Origin of the sequence: Pantoea anthophila (assembly GCF_026104315.1) — a bacterium.
In the GTDB taxonomy this organism is placed as follows: domain Bacteria; phylum Pseudomonadota; class Gammaproteobacteria; order Enterobacterales; family Enterobacteriaceae; genus Pantoea; species Pantoea anthophila.
Map to the genome: position 1 here is coordinate 1334535 of NZ_CP110473.1, position 18965 is coordinate 1353499.

The window sequence follows — 18965 nt, forward strand, 5'->3', positions numbered from 1 at the left end:
CACCGTTTTTTATCCTTTTTTCACGTCTCGCTTATCTTCACGAATTGATAATTATTATCACCTGCACTATTGTGGCTGCGTTTTCTGACAGGATAGCCACACAGGGTTAAAACATGACTACCGAAACTTCGCTGCTGGCGGGAGAAGAGACGCGTCAGCACAGCATGCATAGCTACCACCGGGTGCTGCGTCGCCGCGTCATCTGGATCGGCGTGCTGCTGCTGGCCATTATTGCCTCGCTGGTCCTCGACTTCACGCTGGGTCCGGCCGGACTCTCGCTGGAGACGCTGTGGAATACGCTGCTCAGTCCCGACAGCGTCGACGCCGGAACCCGCGTCATCGTCTGGGACATCCGTCTGCCCTATGCCCTGATGGCGATTGTGGTAGGCCTGTCGCTCGGCCTCGCGGGCGCAGAAATGCAGACCATTCTGAATAACCCGCTGGCCAGCCCCTTTACTCTCGGTGTCTCCTCGGCGGCGGCATTTGGTGCCGCGCTGGCCATCATCCTCGGCATCGGCATCCCCGGCATTCCTGACCAGTGGTTGATCTCCGCCAACGCCTTCGTCTTTGCGCTGTTTGCCGCCCTGATGCTGGACGGCATCACCCGCTGGACCCAGGTCTCCTCGGCGGGCGTGGTGCTCTTCGGCATTGCACTGGTCTTTACCTTCAACGCGCTGGTCTCCATGATGCAGTTCATCGCCAGCGAAGATACCCTGCAGGGGCTGGTTTTCTGGACCATGGGCAGCCTGGCGCGCGCCTCCTGGGAGAAGCTGGGCGTCCTGACCGTGGCGCTGGCGATCCTGGTGCCGTTCTCCATGATGAGCAGCTGGAAGCTGACGGCGCTGCGGCTGGGTGAGGATCGGGCGGTCAGCTTTGGCATTGACGTGCGTCGTCTGCGTCTGGCGACGCTGCTGCGCATCAGTATTCTCTCGGCGCTGGCCGTGGCCTTTGTCGGCCCGATTGGCTTTATCGGCCTGGTCGCTCCCCATATTGCCCGCATGATGTTTGGTGAAGATCACCGCTTCTATCTGCCAGCCAGCGCGCTGGTCGGAGCCCTGGTGCTGTCGCTGGCCTCGGTCGCGTCGAAAAACCTGCTTCCGGGCGTGATCATCCCGGTCGGCATCGTCACCTCACTGATTGGCGTGCCGTTCTTCCTGAGTATTATTCTGCGTCACCGGGGGACAGTGTGATGGAACAGGGTCTGACGTTACGCGGCTTCAGTGCCGGTTACCCAAAACATAAGGTGATTGAGAATCTCAACGTGGCGCCGCTGCCGCGTGGGGAGATCACCGTGCTGCTGGGGCCCAACGGCTGCGGCAAATCGACACTGCTGCGGGCCCTGGCCGGACTGAACAAAGGGCAGGGCGAAATGTGGCTCAACGGCGAGGATCTTATGACTCAGCCGTTTGCCCGCCGGGCGAAGAACGTGGTCTATCTGCCGCAGTCCCTGCCTGCAGGCGTGCATCTGCATGTGCTGGAGTCGATCATTGTGGCACAGCGTGCCTCCGGCGGCCTGCACAGCGCCAGTAGCGAAGCCGAAATCATGCACCTGCTGGAGCAGCTGGGTATTGCCCATCTGGCGATGCGCTATCTCGACCAGCTCTCCGGCGGACAGAAGCAGTTAGTCGGGCTGGCACAGTCGCTGATCCGTCGCCCTGAGCTGCTGCTGCTGGATGAACCGCTGAGCGCGCTGGATCTCAACTACCAGTTTCATGTGATGGATCTGGTGCGGCGCGAAACCGCCCTGCGCAACATCGTCACGGTGGTGGTGGTGCATGATATCAATATTGCGCTGCGTCATGCGCAGCATGCGCTGATGCTGAAACAGGGGGCACTGGTGGCGCAGGGGCAGCCGGATAAGGTGATTACGCCCGCGACCCTGGCGAAAGTCTATGGCGTCGATGGACGAATCGAGCACTGCTCGCGCGGCATTCCGCAGGTGATGATTGATGGCCTGACCGGTCCGGCGCTGGTCTGACACAACGGCGGGCCGTCACCGGCCCGGCATCGTGCAAAAAAGTTAAGGGCCGCAGTTGCGGCCCTGATTTTTTACGCCAGAAGATGCTGCGCGTGGAAGCGCAGATGATCTTCCACAAAACTGGCGATAAAGAAGTAGCTATGGTCATAGCCCGGCTGAATGCGCAGCGTCAGCGGGAATCCCACCTCACTGGCCACGCTTTCCAGCCGCTCCGGTTGCAGCTGGTCGGCCAGGAACTGATCGCTGTCGCCCTGGTCGATCAGGATCGGCAGACGATGCGCCACCTCCGCCATCAGCTGACAGCTGTCATATTCCCGCCAGGCCGCCGGGTCATCGCCCAGATAGGCCTGAAACGCTTTCTGACCCCACGGCACCTGCATCGGGTTTACAATCGGTGCGAAAGCCGACGCCGAAGCAAAGCGGTTGCCCAGACGCAGCGCCAGCATGAGCGCGCCGTGTCCGCCCATAGAGTGACCCATGATCGACTGACGGTCGCTGACCTTAAAGTTATCCGCAATCACCGCAGGTAACTCGCTGCTCAGGTAGTCGAACATGCGGAAATGCGCGGCCCAGGGCTGCTGGGTGGCATTGAGATAAAATCCCGCTCCCTGACCCAGATCGTAGCCCTCATCGTTGGCCACCTGATCGCCGCGCGGGCTGGTGTCCGGCATAATCAGCACCAGACCCAGCTCCGCCGCCACCCGCTGCGCGCCCGCTTTGGTCGTGAAGTTCTCGTCGTTGCAGGTCAGCCCGGCCAGAAACCAGACCACCGGTGGCGGCGCATCGCCCTGCGGTTCAGGCAGATAGATGCTGAAGGTCATCGGGCAGTTCAGCACGGCCGACGCATGACGCCAGCGCTGCTGCCAGCCGCCAAAAATACGGTGTTCTTCCAGTAGCTCCAGAGTGGATGCCATAACGCCTCCTGATTACCTGTTGAAATGCACAACCGAGCGGATCGATTTTCCTTCGTGCATTAAATCAAAGGCGTCGTTGATCTCTTCCAGCGGCATGGTGTGGGTGATGAAGTCGTTCAGGGCAAATTTACCGTCGAGGTAATCCTGCACGATACCCGGCAGCTGTGAGCGGCCTTTCACGCCACCGAAGGCGGAGCCACGCCAGACGCGCCCGGTCACCAGCTGGAACGGACGGGTAGAGATCTCTTCACCGGCACCGGCCACACCGATAATCACAGACTCGCCCCAGCCTTTGTGGCAGCACTCCAGCGCGGAACGCATGACGTTGACGTTGCCGATACATTCAAAGGAGAAATCCACGCCGCCATCGGTCAGCTCAACAATCACCTCCTGAATCGGCTTATCGTAATCTTTCGGGTTGATTAGGTCAGTGGCACCCAGCTTGCGCGCCAGGTCGAATTTGCTGGTATTGATGTCGATGGCGATGATGCGGCCGGCTTTCGCCATTTTGGCACCGATAACGGCCGACAGGCCAATGCCGCCGAGGCCGAAAATCGCCACGGTGTCGCCTTCTTTCACTTTGGCGGTGTTCATGACCGCGCCCATGCCGGTGGTGACGCCACAACCCAGCAGGCACACTTCTTCCAGCGGCGCTTCTTTACTGATTTTAGCCAGTGAGATCTCCGGAACGACGGTGTACTCCGAGAAGGTCGAGGTGCCCATATAGTGGAAAATCGGTTTGCCATCTTTAAAGAAGCGGGTGGTGCCATCCGGCATCAAACCTTTGCCCTGGGTCGCACGGATCGCCTGACAGAGGTTGGTTTTACCCGACAGACAGTACTTACACTTGCCGCACTCCGGAGTGTAAAGCGGGATGACATGGTCACCCACTTCCACGCTGGTCACGCCTTCACCTACGGCTTCCACGATGCCGCCGCCTTCATGGCCCAGGATCGCCGGGAAGACGCCTTCCGGATCGGTGCCGGAGAGGGTGTAGGCGTCGGTATGGCAGACGCCGGTCGCGACGATACGCACCAGGACTTCGCCTTTCTGCGGTGGCATCAAATCCACTTCTTCAATTTTCAGCGGTTCGCCAGCAGCCCAGGCAACGGCGGCACGGGTTTTGATCATTTTCATGCAATCCCTCTTCCAGTCAGATTGTGACGCACGGTGGCGCCAGGTGGTCGTGATTAATCAGAGCCAGGCTCTTAAACATAGCGCGGAACGCTTATTCCGCCGCCTGTAAGGGGTAGATCAGCTCATCATTGAGCGGCCGATCGTCAAATTTTTCGATAATCAGGTACTTCAGCGCCTCCACGTTGGGAGTAAAGGCGTCCCGTCGCCACATCAGCCAGGTGGCCGTATTGCGATAAGCAGGGGGGAGGGTGTGCGCCTGCACCCGTGAACGGTCCGGCATCTGTTTCAGCACCGAGGCCGGGATCATGGCGACGCCCGCACCGCCCGCCACGCAGGCCAGCATGGCGTGATAGGACTGAATCTCCATCACATTGTCCGGCGCGGTCTGACTGTCGCGATACCAGCTCTCCAGCTTAACGCGGTAGGAGCAGCTGTTGCGGAAAGCAAACAGGGTATCGTCCTGCACGTCGCGGGCGGTGGTGATAGGGGCATGATCCAGCCCGGTAATCAGCACCATCTCCTCACGAAACGCGATGCAGCCGTTCAGGTCATCATGCGCCACCGGGCCATCCACCAGCGCAGCCGCCAGGGTGCCTTCACGCACCCGATCGATGATTTCGCCCGAGGTGCCGGTAATCAGCGAGAGGGCAACACCGGGAAAGCGCTGGTGATAGGCAGCCAGTAAACCGGGCAGGCGGGTGGCGGCGGTGCTCTCCATCGAGCCGAGCGCAAAGTTACCCGCCGGTTCACCGGTGCGGGTCATGCTCATCGCTTCTTCACTCAGGGCCAGAATGCGCTGCGCATAATTGAGGAAGTTATGGCCCATCGGTGACAGGCGAATGCGCTGCTTCTCACGAATAAAGAGGTCCACACCCAATTCTTCTTCCAGCTGACGCAGCCGCGTGGTGAGATTAGAGGGGACGCGGTGCAGCTGTTCGGCGGCGCGTGCCAGGGAACCCGTTTCGGCGACGGAACAGAACATACGTAGTTGTACTAAATCCATATCTTCTCTTCCTGTAAACAAGTTGGTCATGATTATTCACTTTTCGTGAGTGTAAACATCCTGCAAGCTGTTAGCAAGTCAGAAAAGATCCCAGCCCGAAACCACAGGAGTTCAGCCATGGCGTTACGCGTCGCGCTCAGCGCGTTCTTAACTTTGTTTGTCGCGATGGGTATTGGCCGGTTTGCCTTTACGCCGCAGGTGCCACTGATGATTCAGGCGCACCAGCTGACCCTCACCAGCGCCAGCCTGGTGGCCGCACTCAACTATCTTGGCTATCTCTGTGGCTCGTTCGATGCCATGCGGGCGCACAAGCGGGTGGAGCTGCGCCTGACGGCGGGCATATGGGGCGCGGTGATCCTGACGCTGCTCTCGGCCTGGGCCAGCGGGCCGTGGCTGCACGGGGCCATTCGTTTCCTGATCGGCTGGGCCAGTGGCTGGGCGATGGTGCTGGTGGCCGCCTGGAGCAATGAACAGCTGCATCGCCATGGCCGGGCGGGGCTGTCGGCGGCCGTGTTTGCCGGGCCAGGCTGCGGCATCTTTGTCAGCGGCCTGCTGGGGGTGGCGCTGCACACGCTGCAGGTCTCTGCGGGGCTGGCCTGGGCCGCCTATGGCGCACTGGCGCTGCTGCTGGTGGCGCTGATTGCCCGTAATCTGCCCCGGCGTGGCGAGCTGCATCGCCCCGATCAGGCCCCGGAGCCGCTGGTGCTGGACCGCAACCTTAAACGGCTGGTGCTGAGCTACAGTCTGGCGGGCTTTGGCTACATCCTGCCTGCGACCTTCCTGTCGCAGATGGCTGCCGTGCGTTTTCCGGATGGCGCATTCGCCCAGTTTGTCTGGCCGATTTTTGGTGGCGCAGCGATGGTGGGGATCCTGCTGGGCATCCTCACGCGCCACCTGGGGCGCAGCCACGTCCGTCTGGCGCTGGTGCTCTGGGCGCAGGCGCTGGGGGTCTTTGCGGCGGCGCTGCTGCCGGGCTTCAGCGGCCTGCTGGTGGGCGCATTGCTGGTCGGCGGCGGCTTCCTCAGCGTGGTGCAGCTGTCGCTGCTCTGCGCGCGTGAGCTGGCCCCCAGTCATCTGCGCTATATGGCTGGCCTGCTGACCACCGGCTATGCCGTGGGACAACTGGTGGGCCCGCTGCTCTCGTTTCTCTCCACCGCCTTTTTACACCGGCTGGAACCCGCCCTGTGGGTGGCCGGCGCGAGCCTTATCTGGGCGGGCCTGCTGGTCTGGCGGCGGAGCCGATAAACGCTTTCTTCACCAATCTGATTGATTGCTGGATTCCCCGCAAAGAAAGTTTCACAATACGCGCCTGATTACAGGGCCCGCCGCAACAGCCGACGGGCGCAACACCCAGCCGGAGAAGAGTACGATGAGCACCCTAAGTCAGGAAGCTGCCCTGGTTCATGAAGCGCTGCTGGCGCGTGGCCTGGAAACGCCATTACGCGCACCGACACGCGACATTGATGACAACACGCGCAAGAGCCTGATTGCCGGGCACATGACCGAAATCATGCAGCTGCTGAATCTGGATCTTGAAGATGACAGCCTGATGGAAACCCCGCATCGCATCGCGAAGATGTATGTGGATGAGGTCTTTTCCGGTCTCGATTACGCCAACTTCCCGAAAATCACCGTCATTGAAAACAAGATGAAGGTGGATGAGATGGTGACCGTGCGTGACATCACCCTGACCAGCACGTGTGAACACCACTTTGTGATTATCGATGGTAAAGCGACCGTCGCCTATATTCCCAAAGATAAGGTGATTGGCCTGTCGAAAATCAACCGTATCGTGCAGTTTTTTGCACAGCGCCCGCAGGTGCAGGAGCGTCTGACACAGCAGGTACTGGTTGCCCTGCAGACCCTGCTCGGCACCAACAACGTGGCCGTTTCGATTGATGCGGTGCATTACTGCGTGAAAGCGCGCGGCGTGAAGGATGCCACCAGCGCGACTACCACCACCTCACTGGGCGGCCTGTTCAAGTCCAGTCAGAATACCCGCCAGGAATTTTTGCGCGCGGTACGTCATAGTTGAGTTAACGGCGGGCGCATAATGCTGCCCGCCTCAATGGGGCAGGGTGCCGCATGCAACGCTATCACGCGCTGGATTTTATTCGAGGCTGTGCCATTCTCGGCATTCTGCTGCTCAATATCGTCGGCTTTGGTCTGCCCTCTGCGGCCTACCTGAATCCGGCCTGGCAGGGGAGTGTCACCCTCGCTGACGCCTGGACCTGGGCCCTCTCCGATACCTTTGCCCAGCTCAAATTCCTTACGCTGTTTGCGCTGCTGTTTGGTGCCGGTCTGCAGATTCAACTGCCGCGCGGCAGTCGCTGGCTGACTGCCCGGCTGTCACTGCTGGTGCTGATCGGTTTTCTGCACGGGGTGTTTCTCTGGGAGGGAGACATCCTGCTCGATTACGGCATCATCGGGCTGGTGGTGTGGCGGGTCGTGCGCGATGTTCCTTCCACCCGCAGCCTGATGAATACCGGTATTCTGCTTTACCTGGTGGGTTGCGGTGTGCTGCTGGTATTCGGTTCGATCTCCGATCCTGAGCCGACCCGCTCCTGGCTGCCCGGCGCGGCCGATCTGCAATATGAGCGCTACTGGAAACTGGCCGGCGGCTGGGAAGCGATTCAGAACCGGCTTGATCACCTCTCATCGGGGCTGATGGCGCTGGCGGCGCAGTATGGCTGGCAGCTGGCAGGCCTGATGATGATCGGTGGCGCGCTGCTGCGCTGTGGCTGGCTGACGGGCCAGTTTCCCCTGCGGCACTACCGTCAGGCCGCCGTCGTGCTGCTGACGGCAGGATTCTCGATAGCGGTGGCCGGTGTCGCTGCGCAGTGGCTGTTACACTGGGAGTTCCGCTGGAGCGGCTTTTATCTGCAGACCCCGCGCGACCTTGCCAGCCCGCTGATCAGCCTGGGCTATGCGGCGCTCTGTCTGGCCTGGTGGCCGCAGATTTCACGCTGGCGGTTCAGTTATGCCATTCAGTGTGTCGGGCGCATGGCGCTGACCAACTACCTGATGCAGTCGCTGATCTGTACCACGCTGTTCTACCGCTTTGGCTTCTATATGCACTTTACCCGGCTGGAGCTGGTGCTGATGGTGCCTGCGGTCTGGCTTATCAATATCCTCTTTTCACTCATCTGGTTACATTTCTTCGCACAGGGCCCGCTGGAGTGGCTGTGGCGGCGGCTTACCCAGCTCTCAGCCGGAAAACCACGCCTGTCCGACCACGCCAGATAATGACCGCCATCACAAAGGTTACAGAATTGTATGTAACCGCTTTCATTGATGTGACGCAATTCACGCTGCACATCGCCCGCCCCTGACAAAATAGCGCCGGTGTTCAACCCGGCGTGATGCCCTCTTTTTCCTTTCTGGAACTGCTGCATGATAACAATTCGTGATGTTGCCCGTCAGGCTGGCGTCTCAGTGGCGACCGTATCGCGCGTCCTCAATCAGAGCAGCGCCGTCACCTCTGATACCCGCGACGCTGTGTTACAGGCGGTTGAGGCGCTGGGGTATCGTCCTAACGCCAACGCGCAGGCACTGGCGACTCAGGTCAGCGACACCATCGGGGTGGTGGTGATGGATGTTTCCGATCCCTTTTTTGGCGCACTAGTTAAAGCGGTGGATACCGTGGCGCAGCGCGTCTATAAGCATGTCCTCATCAGCAACTCCTGGCATCAGGAAGAGAAAGAGCGTCATGCCATTGAAGTGCTGATCCGCCAGCGTTGCAGCGCCCTGGTGGTGCACGCGAAAACGCTTTCAGACGCGGAGCTGGCAGACTTTATGCAGCATGTGCCGGGCATGGTTGTCATCAATCGCGTCATACCGGGATTTGAGCAGCGCAGCGTCAGTCTGGATAACGTCGCCGGTGCGCTGATGGCCTCCCGGACCCTGATACAACAGGGGCATAGCCGCATCGGCTATCTCTGTTCCAGTCATCCTATCGAAGATGTCGCCCAGCGTCGCGAAGGGTGGATGCAGGCGATGGCAGAGCAGGGCATCCGGCCGCATGAGAGCTGGATTGCCAGCGCAGAGCCTGACATGCAGGGCGGCGAAGCGGCGATGGTGGAGCTGCTGGGGCGCAATCTCAATCTCAGCGCGGTGTTTGCTTACAACGACGGCATGGCAGCGGGCGCGCTCACGGCGCTGAAAGACAACGGCATTCAGGTGCCACAGCATTTTTCTGTCATTGGCTTTGATGACATCCCCATCTCGCGTTACACCGACCCCCAGCTTACTACTGTGCGTTATCCTATTGTTTCTATGGCAAAAATTGCGACAGAGCTGGCGCTGCAGGGGGCGGCAGGCCTGCTGGATGACACCGCCACGCACATCTTTATGCCGACGCTGGTGCGGCGTCATTCAGTCGCGCAGCGGCAAAATGTGGAGTCCGTCACTAATTCAGGCGATTCAGCCATGTAACCGCTTTCAATCTGTGATTACATTCACAGTTAATTAACATTGCTCTCACTATGATGGCAGCGTCTTACCGGACTGAAACATTATGTAACGCCAGTGTAACGGCATCAGTTGTGGTCTCAGTAGCCGGTTAACGGGTTCATCCCCTCTTCACGGACGTGTTCAGGCACAGGGAAGTCAGGTTTTAGACGGCGTCAGCGGTAAGCGGCAAATTGCGCAGACTGCCCCGCCGATCTGTTTTACCGATTGCTTTCGCGCCACGTTGCGCGGCAGCGCTAAAAAGACCCTGCATAATAAAACCGGAGATACCATGAATAAGAAGGTTTTCACGCTTACCGCACTGGTTGCCAGCATGATGTTTGGTGCAACCGCTCACGCAGCTGACACCCGTATCGGCGTGACCATTTACAAATATGATGACAACTTCATGTCAATGGTGCGCAAAGACATTGAGAAAGAAGCGAAAACCCTTGGCGGCATTCAGCTGCTGATGAATGACTCGCAGAACGACCAGTCCAAACAGAATGACCAGGTTGACGTACTGATGGCAAAAGGCGTGAAAGCGCTGGCCATTAACCTGGTTGACCCGGCTGCTGCGGCCGTGGTGGTCGACAAAGCGCGCGCGAATGACGTGCCGGTGGTCTTCTTCAACAAAGAGCCTAACGCGAAAGTGCTGGCCGGTTATGACAAAGCCTACTATGTCGGGACCGACTCTAAAGAGTCCGGCATCATTCAGGGTCAGCTGATTGAGAAACACTGGAAAGCGACCCCGGCCTGGGATCTGAACAAAGATGGCACCATCCAGTTTGTGCTGCTGAAAGGTGAGCCAGGCCATCCTGATGCGGAAGCCCGTACCAAATATGTGATCGATACGCTGAACAAAGATGGTCTGAAAACCCAGCAGTTAGCGATGGATACGGCGATGTGGGATACCGCACAGGCTAAAGATAAGATGGATGCGTGGCTGTCAGGCCCGAACGCGAAGAAAATCGAAGTCGTGATTGCCAACAACGATGCGATGGCGATGGGTGCCGTTGAAGCGCTGAAAGCGCACAACATGACCTCTATCCCGGTCTTCGGCGTCGATGCCCTGCCGGAAGCGATGGCGTTGGTGAAATCGGGTGCGCTGGCCGGTACCGTGCTGAACGATGCGGAAAACCAGGCGAAAGCCACGCTGGATATCGCCAACAACCTGGCTAACGGCAAAGCCGCGACCGAAGGTACGAACTTCAAGATGGTGGATAAGATCGTCCGCGTACCTTACGTTCCGGTTGATAAAGAGAATCTGGCTCAGTTCCAGAAATAAGTTCGATTCCGGGCGCGACCCCTGTCGCGCCTTTTTTATGTCACCACCGTTTTTTAGCCAGGTAAAATATGGCCAGTGATAATACGACCGCGCAGCGAGAATATCTGCTGGAGATGAAGGATGTCTCAAAATCATTTCCCGGCGTTAAAGCGTTAGATAATGTGAATTTAAAAGTGCGGCCTCACTCTGTTCATGCGTTAATGGGCGAGAACGGTGCCGGTAAATCCACGTTATTAAAATGCCTGTTTGGTATTTATAAAAAAGATTCCGGCAGTATCCTGTTTCAGGGTAAAGAGATCGACTATAAAAGCTCCAAAGAGGCGCTGGAAAATGGCGTGTCGATGGTGCATCAGGAATTAAACCTGGTCCTGCAGCGCACCGTGATGGACAACATGTGGCTGGGGCGTTATCCGCGCAAAGGCTTCTTTGTCGATCAGGATAAGATGTATCAGGATACCAAAGCCATTTTTGACGAGCTGGATATCGATATCGATCCGCGCGACAAAGTGGCGAATTTGTCTGTGTCGCAGATGCAGATGATTGAAATTGCCAAAGCGTTCTCTTATGACGCAAAAATTGTGATTATGGATGAGCCGACCTCCTCGTTAACGGAGAAAGAGGTTAATCACCTGTTCACGATTATTCGCAAGCTGAAAGATCGTGGCTGCGGCATCGTCTATATCTCACATAAAATGGAAGAGATTTTCCAGCTGTGTGATGAGATTACCATTCTGCGTGACGGACAGTGGATTGCGACTCAGCCGCTGGAAGGGCTGGATATGGATAAGATCATCGCGATGATGGTCGGCCGTTCACTGAACCAGCGTTTTCCTGACCGTACCAACGTGCCGGGGGAAACCATTCTTGAGGTGCGGAATCTGACCTCTCTGCGTCAGCCTTCGATTCGTGACATCTCATTTGATTTGCGTAAAGGGGAGATCCTCGGCATTGCCGGGCTGGTGGGCGCCAAACGTACCGATATCGTCGAAACGCTGTTTGGCATTCGCGAAAAATCGGGCGGCACCATCAAACTGCATGGTAAACCGATTAATAACCACAGTGCGAATGAAGCGATTAATCACGGGTTCGCACTGGTGACTGAAGAGCGTCGCTCAACCGGTATTTATGCTTATCTGGATATCGGATTTAACTCCCTTATCTCGAATATTAAAAAATATAAAAGCAGTATGGGGCTGCTGGATAATAAACGCATGAAAAGTGACACCCAGTGGGTGATCGATTCCATGCGCGTAAAAACGCCGGGCCACCATACGCAGATTGGTTCGCTTTCGGGCGGTAATCAGCAAAAGGTGATTATTGGCCGCTGGTTATTGACCCAGCCTGAAATCCTGATGCTTGATGAACCAACACGCGGTATTGATGTTGGTGCAAAATTCGAAATTTACCAGCTGATTGCTGAGCTGGCGAAAAGAGAGAAGGGCATCATTATTATCTCATCCGAAATGCCGGAGCTGTTAGGCATTACCGATCGTATTCTGGTAATGAGTAATGGTCTGGTAGCAGGCATAGTTGATACCAAAACGACCACGCAGAACGAAATATTGCGTTTAGCGTCATTACACCTTTAATGAAGCAAGGGCTGTTAACATGAAAGCGACTACAAAAAAGAATGCGCTAACCTGGTTAAAAGAGGGCGGCATTTATGTCGTGCTGCTGGTATTGCTGGCTATTATTATTTTCCAGGACCCGACATTTTTAAGTTTAATGAACCTGAGTAATATCCTGACCCAGTCTTCAGTGCGCATTATTATTGCACTGGGCGTGGCGGGCCTGATTGTGACCCAGGGGACTGACCTGTCAGCCGGACGTCAGGTTGGGCTGGCGGCGGTTGTGGCAGCGACGCTGCTGCAGTCGATGGACAACGCGAACAAAGTGTTCCCGACGCTGGATACGGTGCCAATTCCGCTGGTTATCCTGACCGTGTGTGTGATCGGGGGAGTGATTGGTCTGGTGAACGGTGTGATCATTGCCTATCTGAAGGTGACGCCTTTTATCACCACGCTGGGCACCATGATTATCGTTTACGGTATTAACTCACTCTATTACGACTATGTGGGTGCGTCACCAATTGCCGGTTTTGATGCAGGCTTCTCGAAATTCGCTCAGGGCTTTTTGCGGTTTGGTGATTTTAAACTGTCGTTCATCACGTTCTACGCGGTGATTGCGATTGTGTTCGTCTGGGTGCTGTGGAACAAAACCCGTTTCGGCAAAAACATTTTCGCTATCGGGGGTAACCCGGAAGCGGCGAAAGTGTCAGGCGTGAACGTGCCGCTGAACCTGATCCTGATTTATGCGCTGTCTGGTGTGTTCTACGCCTTTGGCGGGATGCTGGAAGCGGGTCGTATCGGTTCGGCGACTAACAACCTCGGCTTTATGTATGAGCTGGATGCGATTGCAGCCTGTGTGGTCGGCGGCGTCTCGTTCGCCGGGGGTGTGGGTAGCGTGGCGGGTGTGGTAACCGGTGTGTTGATCTTCACCGTTATCAACTACGGTCTGACCTATATCGGCGTTAACCCTTACTGGCAGTACATTATTAAAGGCGGCATCATCATCTTCGCCGTGGCGCTGGATTCACTGAAGTATTCGCGTAAGAAGTAACGTTCTCTGGTGCGGAAAAAGCGACCTTCGGGTCGCTTTTTTTATGAGGATGGCGCTGGGCGGTTGATGTGAGACGGAGTATGCGAAGGGAACAGGGTCAGATCGGAAAGGCGCAAAAGCTGTTGTCCGTGACACGCTCGGCCTGCTTAAAGGCTGAGGTTATTGCTTTGAGACGGAGCCTGCGCAGGAAACAGGGTCAGATCGGAAAGCCGCAAAGGCCGTCATCCATGACACGCTCGGCCTGCTTAAAGGCTGAGGTCATTGCTTTGAGACGGAGCCTGCGCAGGAAACAGGGTCAGATCGGAAAGACGCAAAAGCCGTCATCCATGACACGCTCGGCCCGCGCCGTCCATGGCGCGGGACGCTTTCCTCTTCTGACCCTGTTCCCTGCGCGTTGAGCTTAGTGGTTGCTGTCAGAATTCACTGAGCCTTTAACATGAATGCCAGACTGCAACACGGTGCTGGCAACTGAGCTATTTCCGTAACTTCTGTTCCAGCTCCAGCAGCTGTTCCGGCGTCACAGCAGGATAACTCTGCGCATCATCCGGAACGGTTCGCACGGCGGGAATGGGCACCAGCGGGCCAAGGAAACGGGGTTCTCGCTTGAGCAGGAAGAGGTCTGCCAGCGCACCCAGCCGGGCCCCCACTTCACGGAAGCGCACGCTAAGCATGTTCTTCGGCGAGGGCACGGCATAACACTGCGCCTGAATGCCCAGCTGCAGGGCGATGAAGAGCGCGCGCTCACAATGAAAACGCTGCGTGATAATAATGAAGTCGTTGGTATCAAAGACCTTACGGGTGCGTACGATCGAATCCAGCGTGCGGAATCCGGCGTAGTCGAGCACGATATCGGCCGGATCGACGCCCGCTTTGATTAAATCACGGCGCATTGTCATCGGCTCGTTATAACTCTGCAGCGCATTATCCCCGCTCAGCAGCAGATAATTGACTTTACCGCTGTTGTAGGCGTTCAGCGCACCCTGCATCCGATAGAGGTAATACTGATTGATCACGCCGGTGCGGTAATATTTTGCCGTTCCCAGTACCACGCCTACCTGACGATGCGGCAGAGAAGAGACATTTTCGTAGATGAAAGGCGCCGTTTTCCAGCTGATCCAGCGATCGAGGCCGAGCGCAGTTGCCACCATCACTAAGATGATGAAAAGCAGACCAATGAAAACGCGTTTCAGCATGCGCCTGGAGACTCGGTGTCAGAATGTTGAGATGGCACAAGGCTACTTGAGGCGTCGCAGCGAAGCAAGTTACTGCCGGCTGGCTGTGTGCTTTTTGAACACTGCCGGACCCTATCAGGTCCGGCAGGCTGAAGATTAAATCGAGGTACGGCGATAGTGACGGTACTGCGGCAGCCAGAAGTTGTTGGCAATAGCCTGTGACAACACATCTTCTGAGGTCACCACGGCAACGCCCGCCAGCTGAGCGGCTTTGCCCACTTCCATCGCAATAATCTTCGACACGCCCTGAATATCTTTGATCTCGGGCAGTACCGGGCCTTCGCCTTCGTTGACCAGCGGAGAGCAGTCAGCCAGTGCGCGGCTGGCGGTCATCAGCATGCTGTCGGTGACGCGGCTGGCGCCTGAGGCAATCACACCCAGACCAATTCCCGGGAAGATGTAGGAGTTGTTGCACTGCGCGATCGGGTAGGTTTTACCGTTCCAGCTTACTGGGGAGAACGGGCTGCCGGTGGCGACCAGTGCTGCACCGTCAGTCCAGGCGATGATATCGGCTGGCGTCGCTTCCACGCGTGATGTCGGGTTCGACAGTGGCATCACGATAGGGCGCTTACAGTGCTTGTGCATCTCACGGATGATCTCTTCGGTGAACAGACCCGGCTGACCGGAAACACCAATCAGGATATCGGGCTGGGCATTGCGCACTACGTCCAGCAGCGAGATTGAGTCGCTGGCGACATCCCAGTTCTGCAGGTTTTCGCTCTTCTGCACCAGCTTGCTCTGGAAATCGAGCAGGTTAGGCAGTTTGTCAGTGAGCAGACCAAAACGATCCACCATCATCACCCGGCTACGGGCTTCGTCGTCGCTCAGACCTTCAGATTTCATCTGCGCAATGATCTGTTCAGCGATACCACAACCCGCGGAACCGGCTCCCAGGAAGACCACTTTCTGCTCGCACAGACGGCTGCCGGCTGCGCGGCTGGCGGCGATCAGCGTGCCGACGGTGACGGCAGCTGTGCCCTGAATATCATCGTTAAAGCAGCAGACCTCTTCGCGATAGCGGTTCAGCAGCGGCATCGCGTTCTTCTGGGCGAAATCTTCGAACTGCAACAGTACTTTCGGCCAGCGGCGCTTAACGGCCTGAATGAACTCATTGACGAAGGCGTCATACTCTTCGCCGGTGATACGGGGATGACGCCAGCCCATATAGAGCGGGTCGTTCAGCAGCTGCTGGTTATTGGTGCCGACATCCAGCACGACTGGGAGGGTGTAAGCCGGGCTGATGCCGCCGCAGGCGGTATAGAGTGAAAGCTTACCAATCGGAATCCCCATTCCACCGATGCCCTGGTCGCCCAGACCCAGGATACGCTCGCCATCGGTCACCACAATCACCTTCACATTCTGTTTGGTGGCGTTCTGCAGCATATCTTCGATGCGATCGCGGTTCGGGTAGGAGATGAAAACGCCACGTGCACGACGGTAGATTTCAGAGAAGTGTTCGCAGGCTGCGCCGACGGTCGGGGTGTAGATGATGGGCATCATCTCTTCGAGATGGTTATCCAGCAGGCGGTAGAACAGCGTTTCGTTCGTGTCCTGGATGTTTCGCAGGTAGACGTGCTTATCGTTATTGTTTTTGAAGTCCTGGAACTGACGCCAGGCGCGCTTTGCCTGCTCTTCAATCGACTCCACCGCTTCAGGCAGCAGACCATTGAGGTTAAATTCGTTACGTTCTTCGATGGTAAAGGCGCTGCCTTTGTTCAGCAGGGGAAATTCAAGCAAAATCGGGCCAGCATATGGGATATAAAGCGGGCGTTTACTTTCGTAGTCGAGTTCCATGCGGTGATGCTCCGGTTGCAGTGTTGTCTGGCGTCACGCCGGAAAGGTAGCGCCAGTTTACTTACCCGTTATAGCTCAGACTGCAGGCCTGTAGCGGCAGGGTCACCGCTGCGGGAAATTCACGACCGTGCTGCCATCCTGCAACCTGAATTATTCAGAGTAATTTGTCATGACGTGAATTCTGGCGCCAGATCCTATGAAATTTCCCGCAGAAGTACAGCGTTTGTTCATAAAAGCTCACAAAACTGTGGCCTTTCTGACAGCCGGTTATGCTTTGTTCAGCGTCACATGCAGCAGCTCACTGCAGCCAAATGTCTGCAGCGTGGCTTGCGTGGCGGCAAACTGGCTCAGCGTGGCATTTTCTGCTTCCGCTAATACCGCTCTTTTTATCTGACGGACATCGCCGCCCTGCATGTTCAGCCGCACCAGCGCCGCCTGAAGGGGCGGGAAGCTGGGATTAAACGCGGCGTTTTCCGCATAGCGGCCGGTGACAATTGAACCGCTCACGGTCAGCAGCGCAACCCCGGCGTGCGACTGGCTGTAGGGGGCGTGACTGGCATTGGCGGCGGCAACGGCAGCCTGCACCAGTTCGTCACCCGCAGCGACGTAGCCGTGGTCAACGCGGTCCATCAGGAAAGTGCTGATGTCGAGGTCGCGCGGGCCAAACGCATCCGGCAGATAGTCAGCCAGTGTACTTACCGCGCGCTGCGGCAGGCTGATACGAATAGCGGTGCCGCTGTTCAGCTCGTTCATAAACTGGCGGCAGTGACCGCACGGCGTATAGTTGACGGTGATGCTCTCCAGCTGCGGCTCGCCACACAGCCAGGCGTGGGTAATCGCGCTCTGCTCGGCGTGAACCGTCTGCTGCAGAGGGGCGCCGACAAACTCCATGTTGGCCCCGAAGTACCAGGCACCGCTGACGCCACGGGCAATCGCGCCGACGTTGAAGTGGGAGACGGTGGCGACAGCGCAGGCCGCTGCCAGGGGCAGCAGCGCCAGCGCCAGCGTATCGGCGTCCATCTGCGTCTGTTGCTGCAGTGCAGCGACCTGGCTGGCGCTCAGTCGCGCCTCAAAGTCAGGATCGTCCAGCAGGGGAGCCAGCGCCGTTTGCAGCGTTGATGGCAATGCCTCAAAAGCGGAGAGGAAACGGGATTGCATGAGAGCCTCATTAAATTCAGCAGGGCGACGTGCCGGTCACCGGTTTATATGTGATCCAGGTCGCTCTGACAATGTAACCTGTGTTGCATGTTTCAACTTTGCGAGATCTCTCGCAAAGTTTTAGCCAAACCAGTGCAGCAGCAACGGAAAAACAAAGGGGGCCAGCAGTGAGGTGATGATGCCGCAGATCACCAGGGCCAGCGAGCTGAAGGCACCCTCCTGAAAATCGAGTTCGGCTGCACGCGCCGTGCCGAGTGCATGTGACGCATTGCCAATCGCCAGACCGCGTGCGGCTTTAGACTTCACACCGAGCAGGTTCAGCACCATATGACCGAAGACCGCACCCAGCACCCCGGCGATCAGCACACAGATGGCGCTGATGGCCGGAATACCGTGCAATGAACCGGAGACGGCCATGGCAATCGGTGTGGTCACCGATTTCGGCACGATAGTGGCCGCAATTTCGGGCGTCGCTCCCAGCCAGAGCGCAATGGCCGTGCCCGAGGTCATGGCGGTCAGACTGCCGATAAAGCAGACGCCGATAATGGATTTCCAGCGGGCGCGGATCTGATGGATCTGTTCATAGAGCGGCAGTGCCAGGGCCACCACCGCCGGTTGCAGCAGCTGATTGAGAATCTGGCTGCCGGCGAAATAGCGCGAGTAGGGCAGCTGCAACAGCAGCAGTATCGGAATAATTATCGCCATCGCGACCAGCAGCGGATTGAGCAGCGGGAGCTTCAGCCGTATTGCCAGTTTGCGCGCCAGGAAAAAGGCCGCCAGCGTCAGCGGCAGTGACCACCAGATTTCACTCATCGCCCGACTCCCCGGCCGGCTTCCGGCTGTGCAGCTTGTGGGCGCTCACGCCGACAATCGAGAGCACCAGCAGGGTGCTGACGACACAGGAGATCACGATAGGGCCAAACTGCGCGGTCAGGACATCGGTGTAGTTCATCACCCCGACGCTGATCGGCACAAACAGCAGGGCCATATAGCGAATCAGCAGATGACAGCCCGGTTTCACCCAGGTTACCGGCAGGATTTGCGACGCGAGCAGGGCAAACAGAATTAACATGCCGATAATGCTGCCGGGCAGGGTAATGGGCAGCAGCGAGGCGATGCCGATTCCGGCATACAGGCAGAGATAGATGATGATAAAGGCGCGCAGATAGCGCCCGCAGACAGACAGCACGGTGAGCATGGCAGGCTCCTGTTTTTACTGAGCTTCATCATACGCATTAACCGCTTAGCGTGCTAGCGATCACATTTATGCGCCGGAAAGCGGCAGGAGAGGAGGCCGCGTTCACCTGTGCAGGAAGAGAGCGTGCGTGGCGGATATAAAAAAACCCTTCGCACCTGCAGAGGCGCAAAGGGTTTCAGTCCGGAACGGATTCCG

At 57.4% G+C, this 18965-nt stretch carries 17 protein-coding genes; 9 read left to right on the forward strand and 8 right to left on the reverse strand.

The annotated features are described in order from the left end of the window. The first annotated feature begins 113 nt into the window (after window positions 1-113). Window positions 114-1190 (forward strand): FecCD family ABC transporter permease, encoded by a 1077-nt coding sequence (locus tag OJ965_RS08770; protein ID WP_265138853.1) that lies wholly within the window; start codon window positions 114-116, stop codon window positions 1188-1190. Then, window positions 1190-1978: an ABC transporter ATP-binding protein gene (locus tag OJ965_RS08775; RefSeq protein ID WP_046102230.1), complete on the forward strand. Its 789-nt coding sequence runs from the start codon at window positions 1190-1192 to the stop codon at window positions 1976-1978. Before OJ965_RS08770 ends, OJ965_RS08775 begins: the two co-directional genes overlap by 1 nt. A gap of 71 nt (window positions 1979-2049) precedes the next feature. Here the strand turns inward: OJ965_RS08775 and fghA are convergent, their stop codons facing one another. From fghA to ptrR, 3 genes are all read right to left on the reverse strand, one after another. Beyond that, a complete protein-coding gene (fghA, locus tag OJ965_RS08780) occupies window positions 2050-2892 on the reverse strand; it encodes an S-formylglutathione hydrolase (protein ID WP_265138855.1) in 843 nt (280 codons plus the stop codon). Window positions 2893-2904: 12 nt separating this feature from the next. Further along, window positions 2905-4029 carry an S-(hydroxymethyl)glutathione dehydrogenase/class III alcohol dehydrogenase gene (locus OJ965_RS08785; protein ID WP_009089162.1) on the reverse strand — a complete coding sequence of 375 codons (1125 nt, stop codon included), beginning with the start codon at window positions 4027-4029 and terminating at the stop codon, window positions 2905-2907. A gap of 91 nt (window positions 4030-4120) precedes the next feature. Then, window positions 4121-5032, reverse strand: a complete 912-nt coding sequence (ptrR, locus tag OJ965_RS08790) for a putrescine utilization regulator PtrR (RefSeq protein WP_046102228.1) — start codon at window positions 5030-5032, stop codon at window positions 4121-4123. A gap of 117 nt (window positions 5033-5149) precedes the next feature. Between ptrR and OJ965_RS08795 the strand changes: the two genes are divergently transcribed. The 7 genes from OJ965_RS08795 to mglC all read left to right on the forward strand — a co-directional run bounded on the left by OJ965_RS08795 (window position 5150) and on the right by mglC (window position 13388). After that, entirely contained in the window at window positions 5150-6277 is a 1128-nt protein-coding gene (locus OJ965_RS08795) for an MFS transporter (protein ID WP_265138859.1), read from the forward strand. A gap of 124 nt (window positions 6278-6401) precedes the next feature. Then, window positions 6402-7067, forward strand: a complete 666-nt coding sequence (gene folE, locus OJ965_RS08800) for a GTP cyclohydrolase I FolE (RefSeq protein WP_009089168.1) — start codon at window positions 6402-6404, stop codon at window positions 7065-7067. Between the two features lie 50 nt (window positions 7068-7117). Beyond that, complete coding sequence (gene yeiB / locus OJ965_RS08805) at window positions 7118-8278, forward strand: DUF418 domain-containing protein YeiB (RefSeq protein ID WP_265138861.1); 1161 nt, start codon at window positions 7118-7120, stop codon at window positions 8276-8278. A gap of 147 nt (window positions 8279-8425) precedes the next feature. Next, window positions 8426-9466, forward strand: a complete 1041-nt coding sequence (gene galS, locus OJ965_RS08810) for an HTH-type transcriptional regulator GalS (RefSeq protein ID WP_265138863.1) — start codon at window positions 8426-8428, stop codon at window positions 9464-9466. A gap of 307 nt (window positions 9467-9773) precedes the next feature. Next, on the forward strand, window positions 9774-10769 hold the full coding sequence (gene mglB, locus OJ965_RS08815) for a galactose/glucose ABC transporter substrate-binding protein MglB (RefSeq protein WP_009089175.1): 996 nt from the start codon (window positions 9774-9776) through the stop codon (window positions 10767-10769). A 68-nt stretch (window positions 10770-10837) separates the two neighbouring features. Continuing rightward, a complete protein-coding gene (mglA, locus tag OJ965_RS08820; protein ID WP_046102225.1) occupies window positions 10838-12358 on the forward strand; it encodes a galactose/methyl galactoside ABC transporter ATP-binding protein MglA in 1521 nt (506 codons plus the stop codon). A 19-nt stretch (window positions 12359-12377) separates the two neighbouring features. Beyond that, the gene (gene mglC / locus OJ965_RS08825) at window positions 12378-13388 is read left to right on the forward strand and encodes a galactose/methyl galactoside ABC transporter permease MglC (RefSeq protein ID WP_009089178.1); all 1011 of its coding nucleotides are present in this window, start codon (window positions 12378-12380) and stop codon (window positions 13386-13388) included. Window positions 13389-13861: 473 nt separating this feature from the next. Here the strand turns inward: mglC and sanA are convergent, their stop codons facing one another. The 5 genes from sanA to OJ965_RS08850 all read right to left on the reverse strand — a co-directional run bounded on the left by sanA (window position 13862) and on the right by OJ965_RS08850 (window position 18770). Next, on the reverse strand, window positions 13862-14581 hold the full coding sequence (gene sanA / locus OJ965_RS08830) for an outer membrane permeability protein SanA (RefSeq protein WP_009089181.1): 720 nt from the start codon (window positions 14579-14581) through the stop codon (window positions 13862-13864). A 135-nt stretch (window positions 14582-14716) separates the two neighbouring features. Further along, a complete protein-coding gene (locus tag OJ965_RS08835; protein ID WP_265138868.1) occupies window positions 14717-16414 on the reverse strand; it encodes an NAD-dependent malic enzyme in 1698 nt (565 codons plus the stop codon). Window positions 16415-16681: 267 nt separating this feature from the next. Then, window positions 16682-17572, reverse strand: a complete 891-nt coding sequence (gene cdd, locus OJ965_RS08840) for a cytidine deaminase (RefSeq protein WP_009089184.1) — start codon at window positions 17570-17572, stop codon at window positions 16682-16684. A 120-nt stretch (window positions 17573-17692) separates the two neighbouring features. Then, the gene (locus OJ965_RS08845; protein WP_009089186.1) at window positions 17693-18385 is read right to left on the reverse strand and encodes a CidB/LrgB family autolysis modulator; all 693 of its coding nucleotides are present in this window, start codon (window positions 18383-18385) and stop codon (window positions 17693-17695) included. Beyond that, complete coding sequence (locus tag OJ965_RS08850; RefSeq protein ID WP_058956706.1) at window positions 18378-18770, reverse strand: CidA/LrgA family protein; 393 nt, start codon at window positions 18768-18770, stop codon at window positions 18378-18380. The genes OJ965_RS08845 and OJ965_RS08850 overlap by 8 nt, the downstream gene beginning before the upstream one ends. Between the last annotated feature and the right edge of the window lie 195 nt (window positions 18771-18965).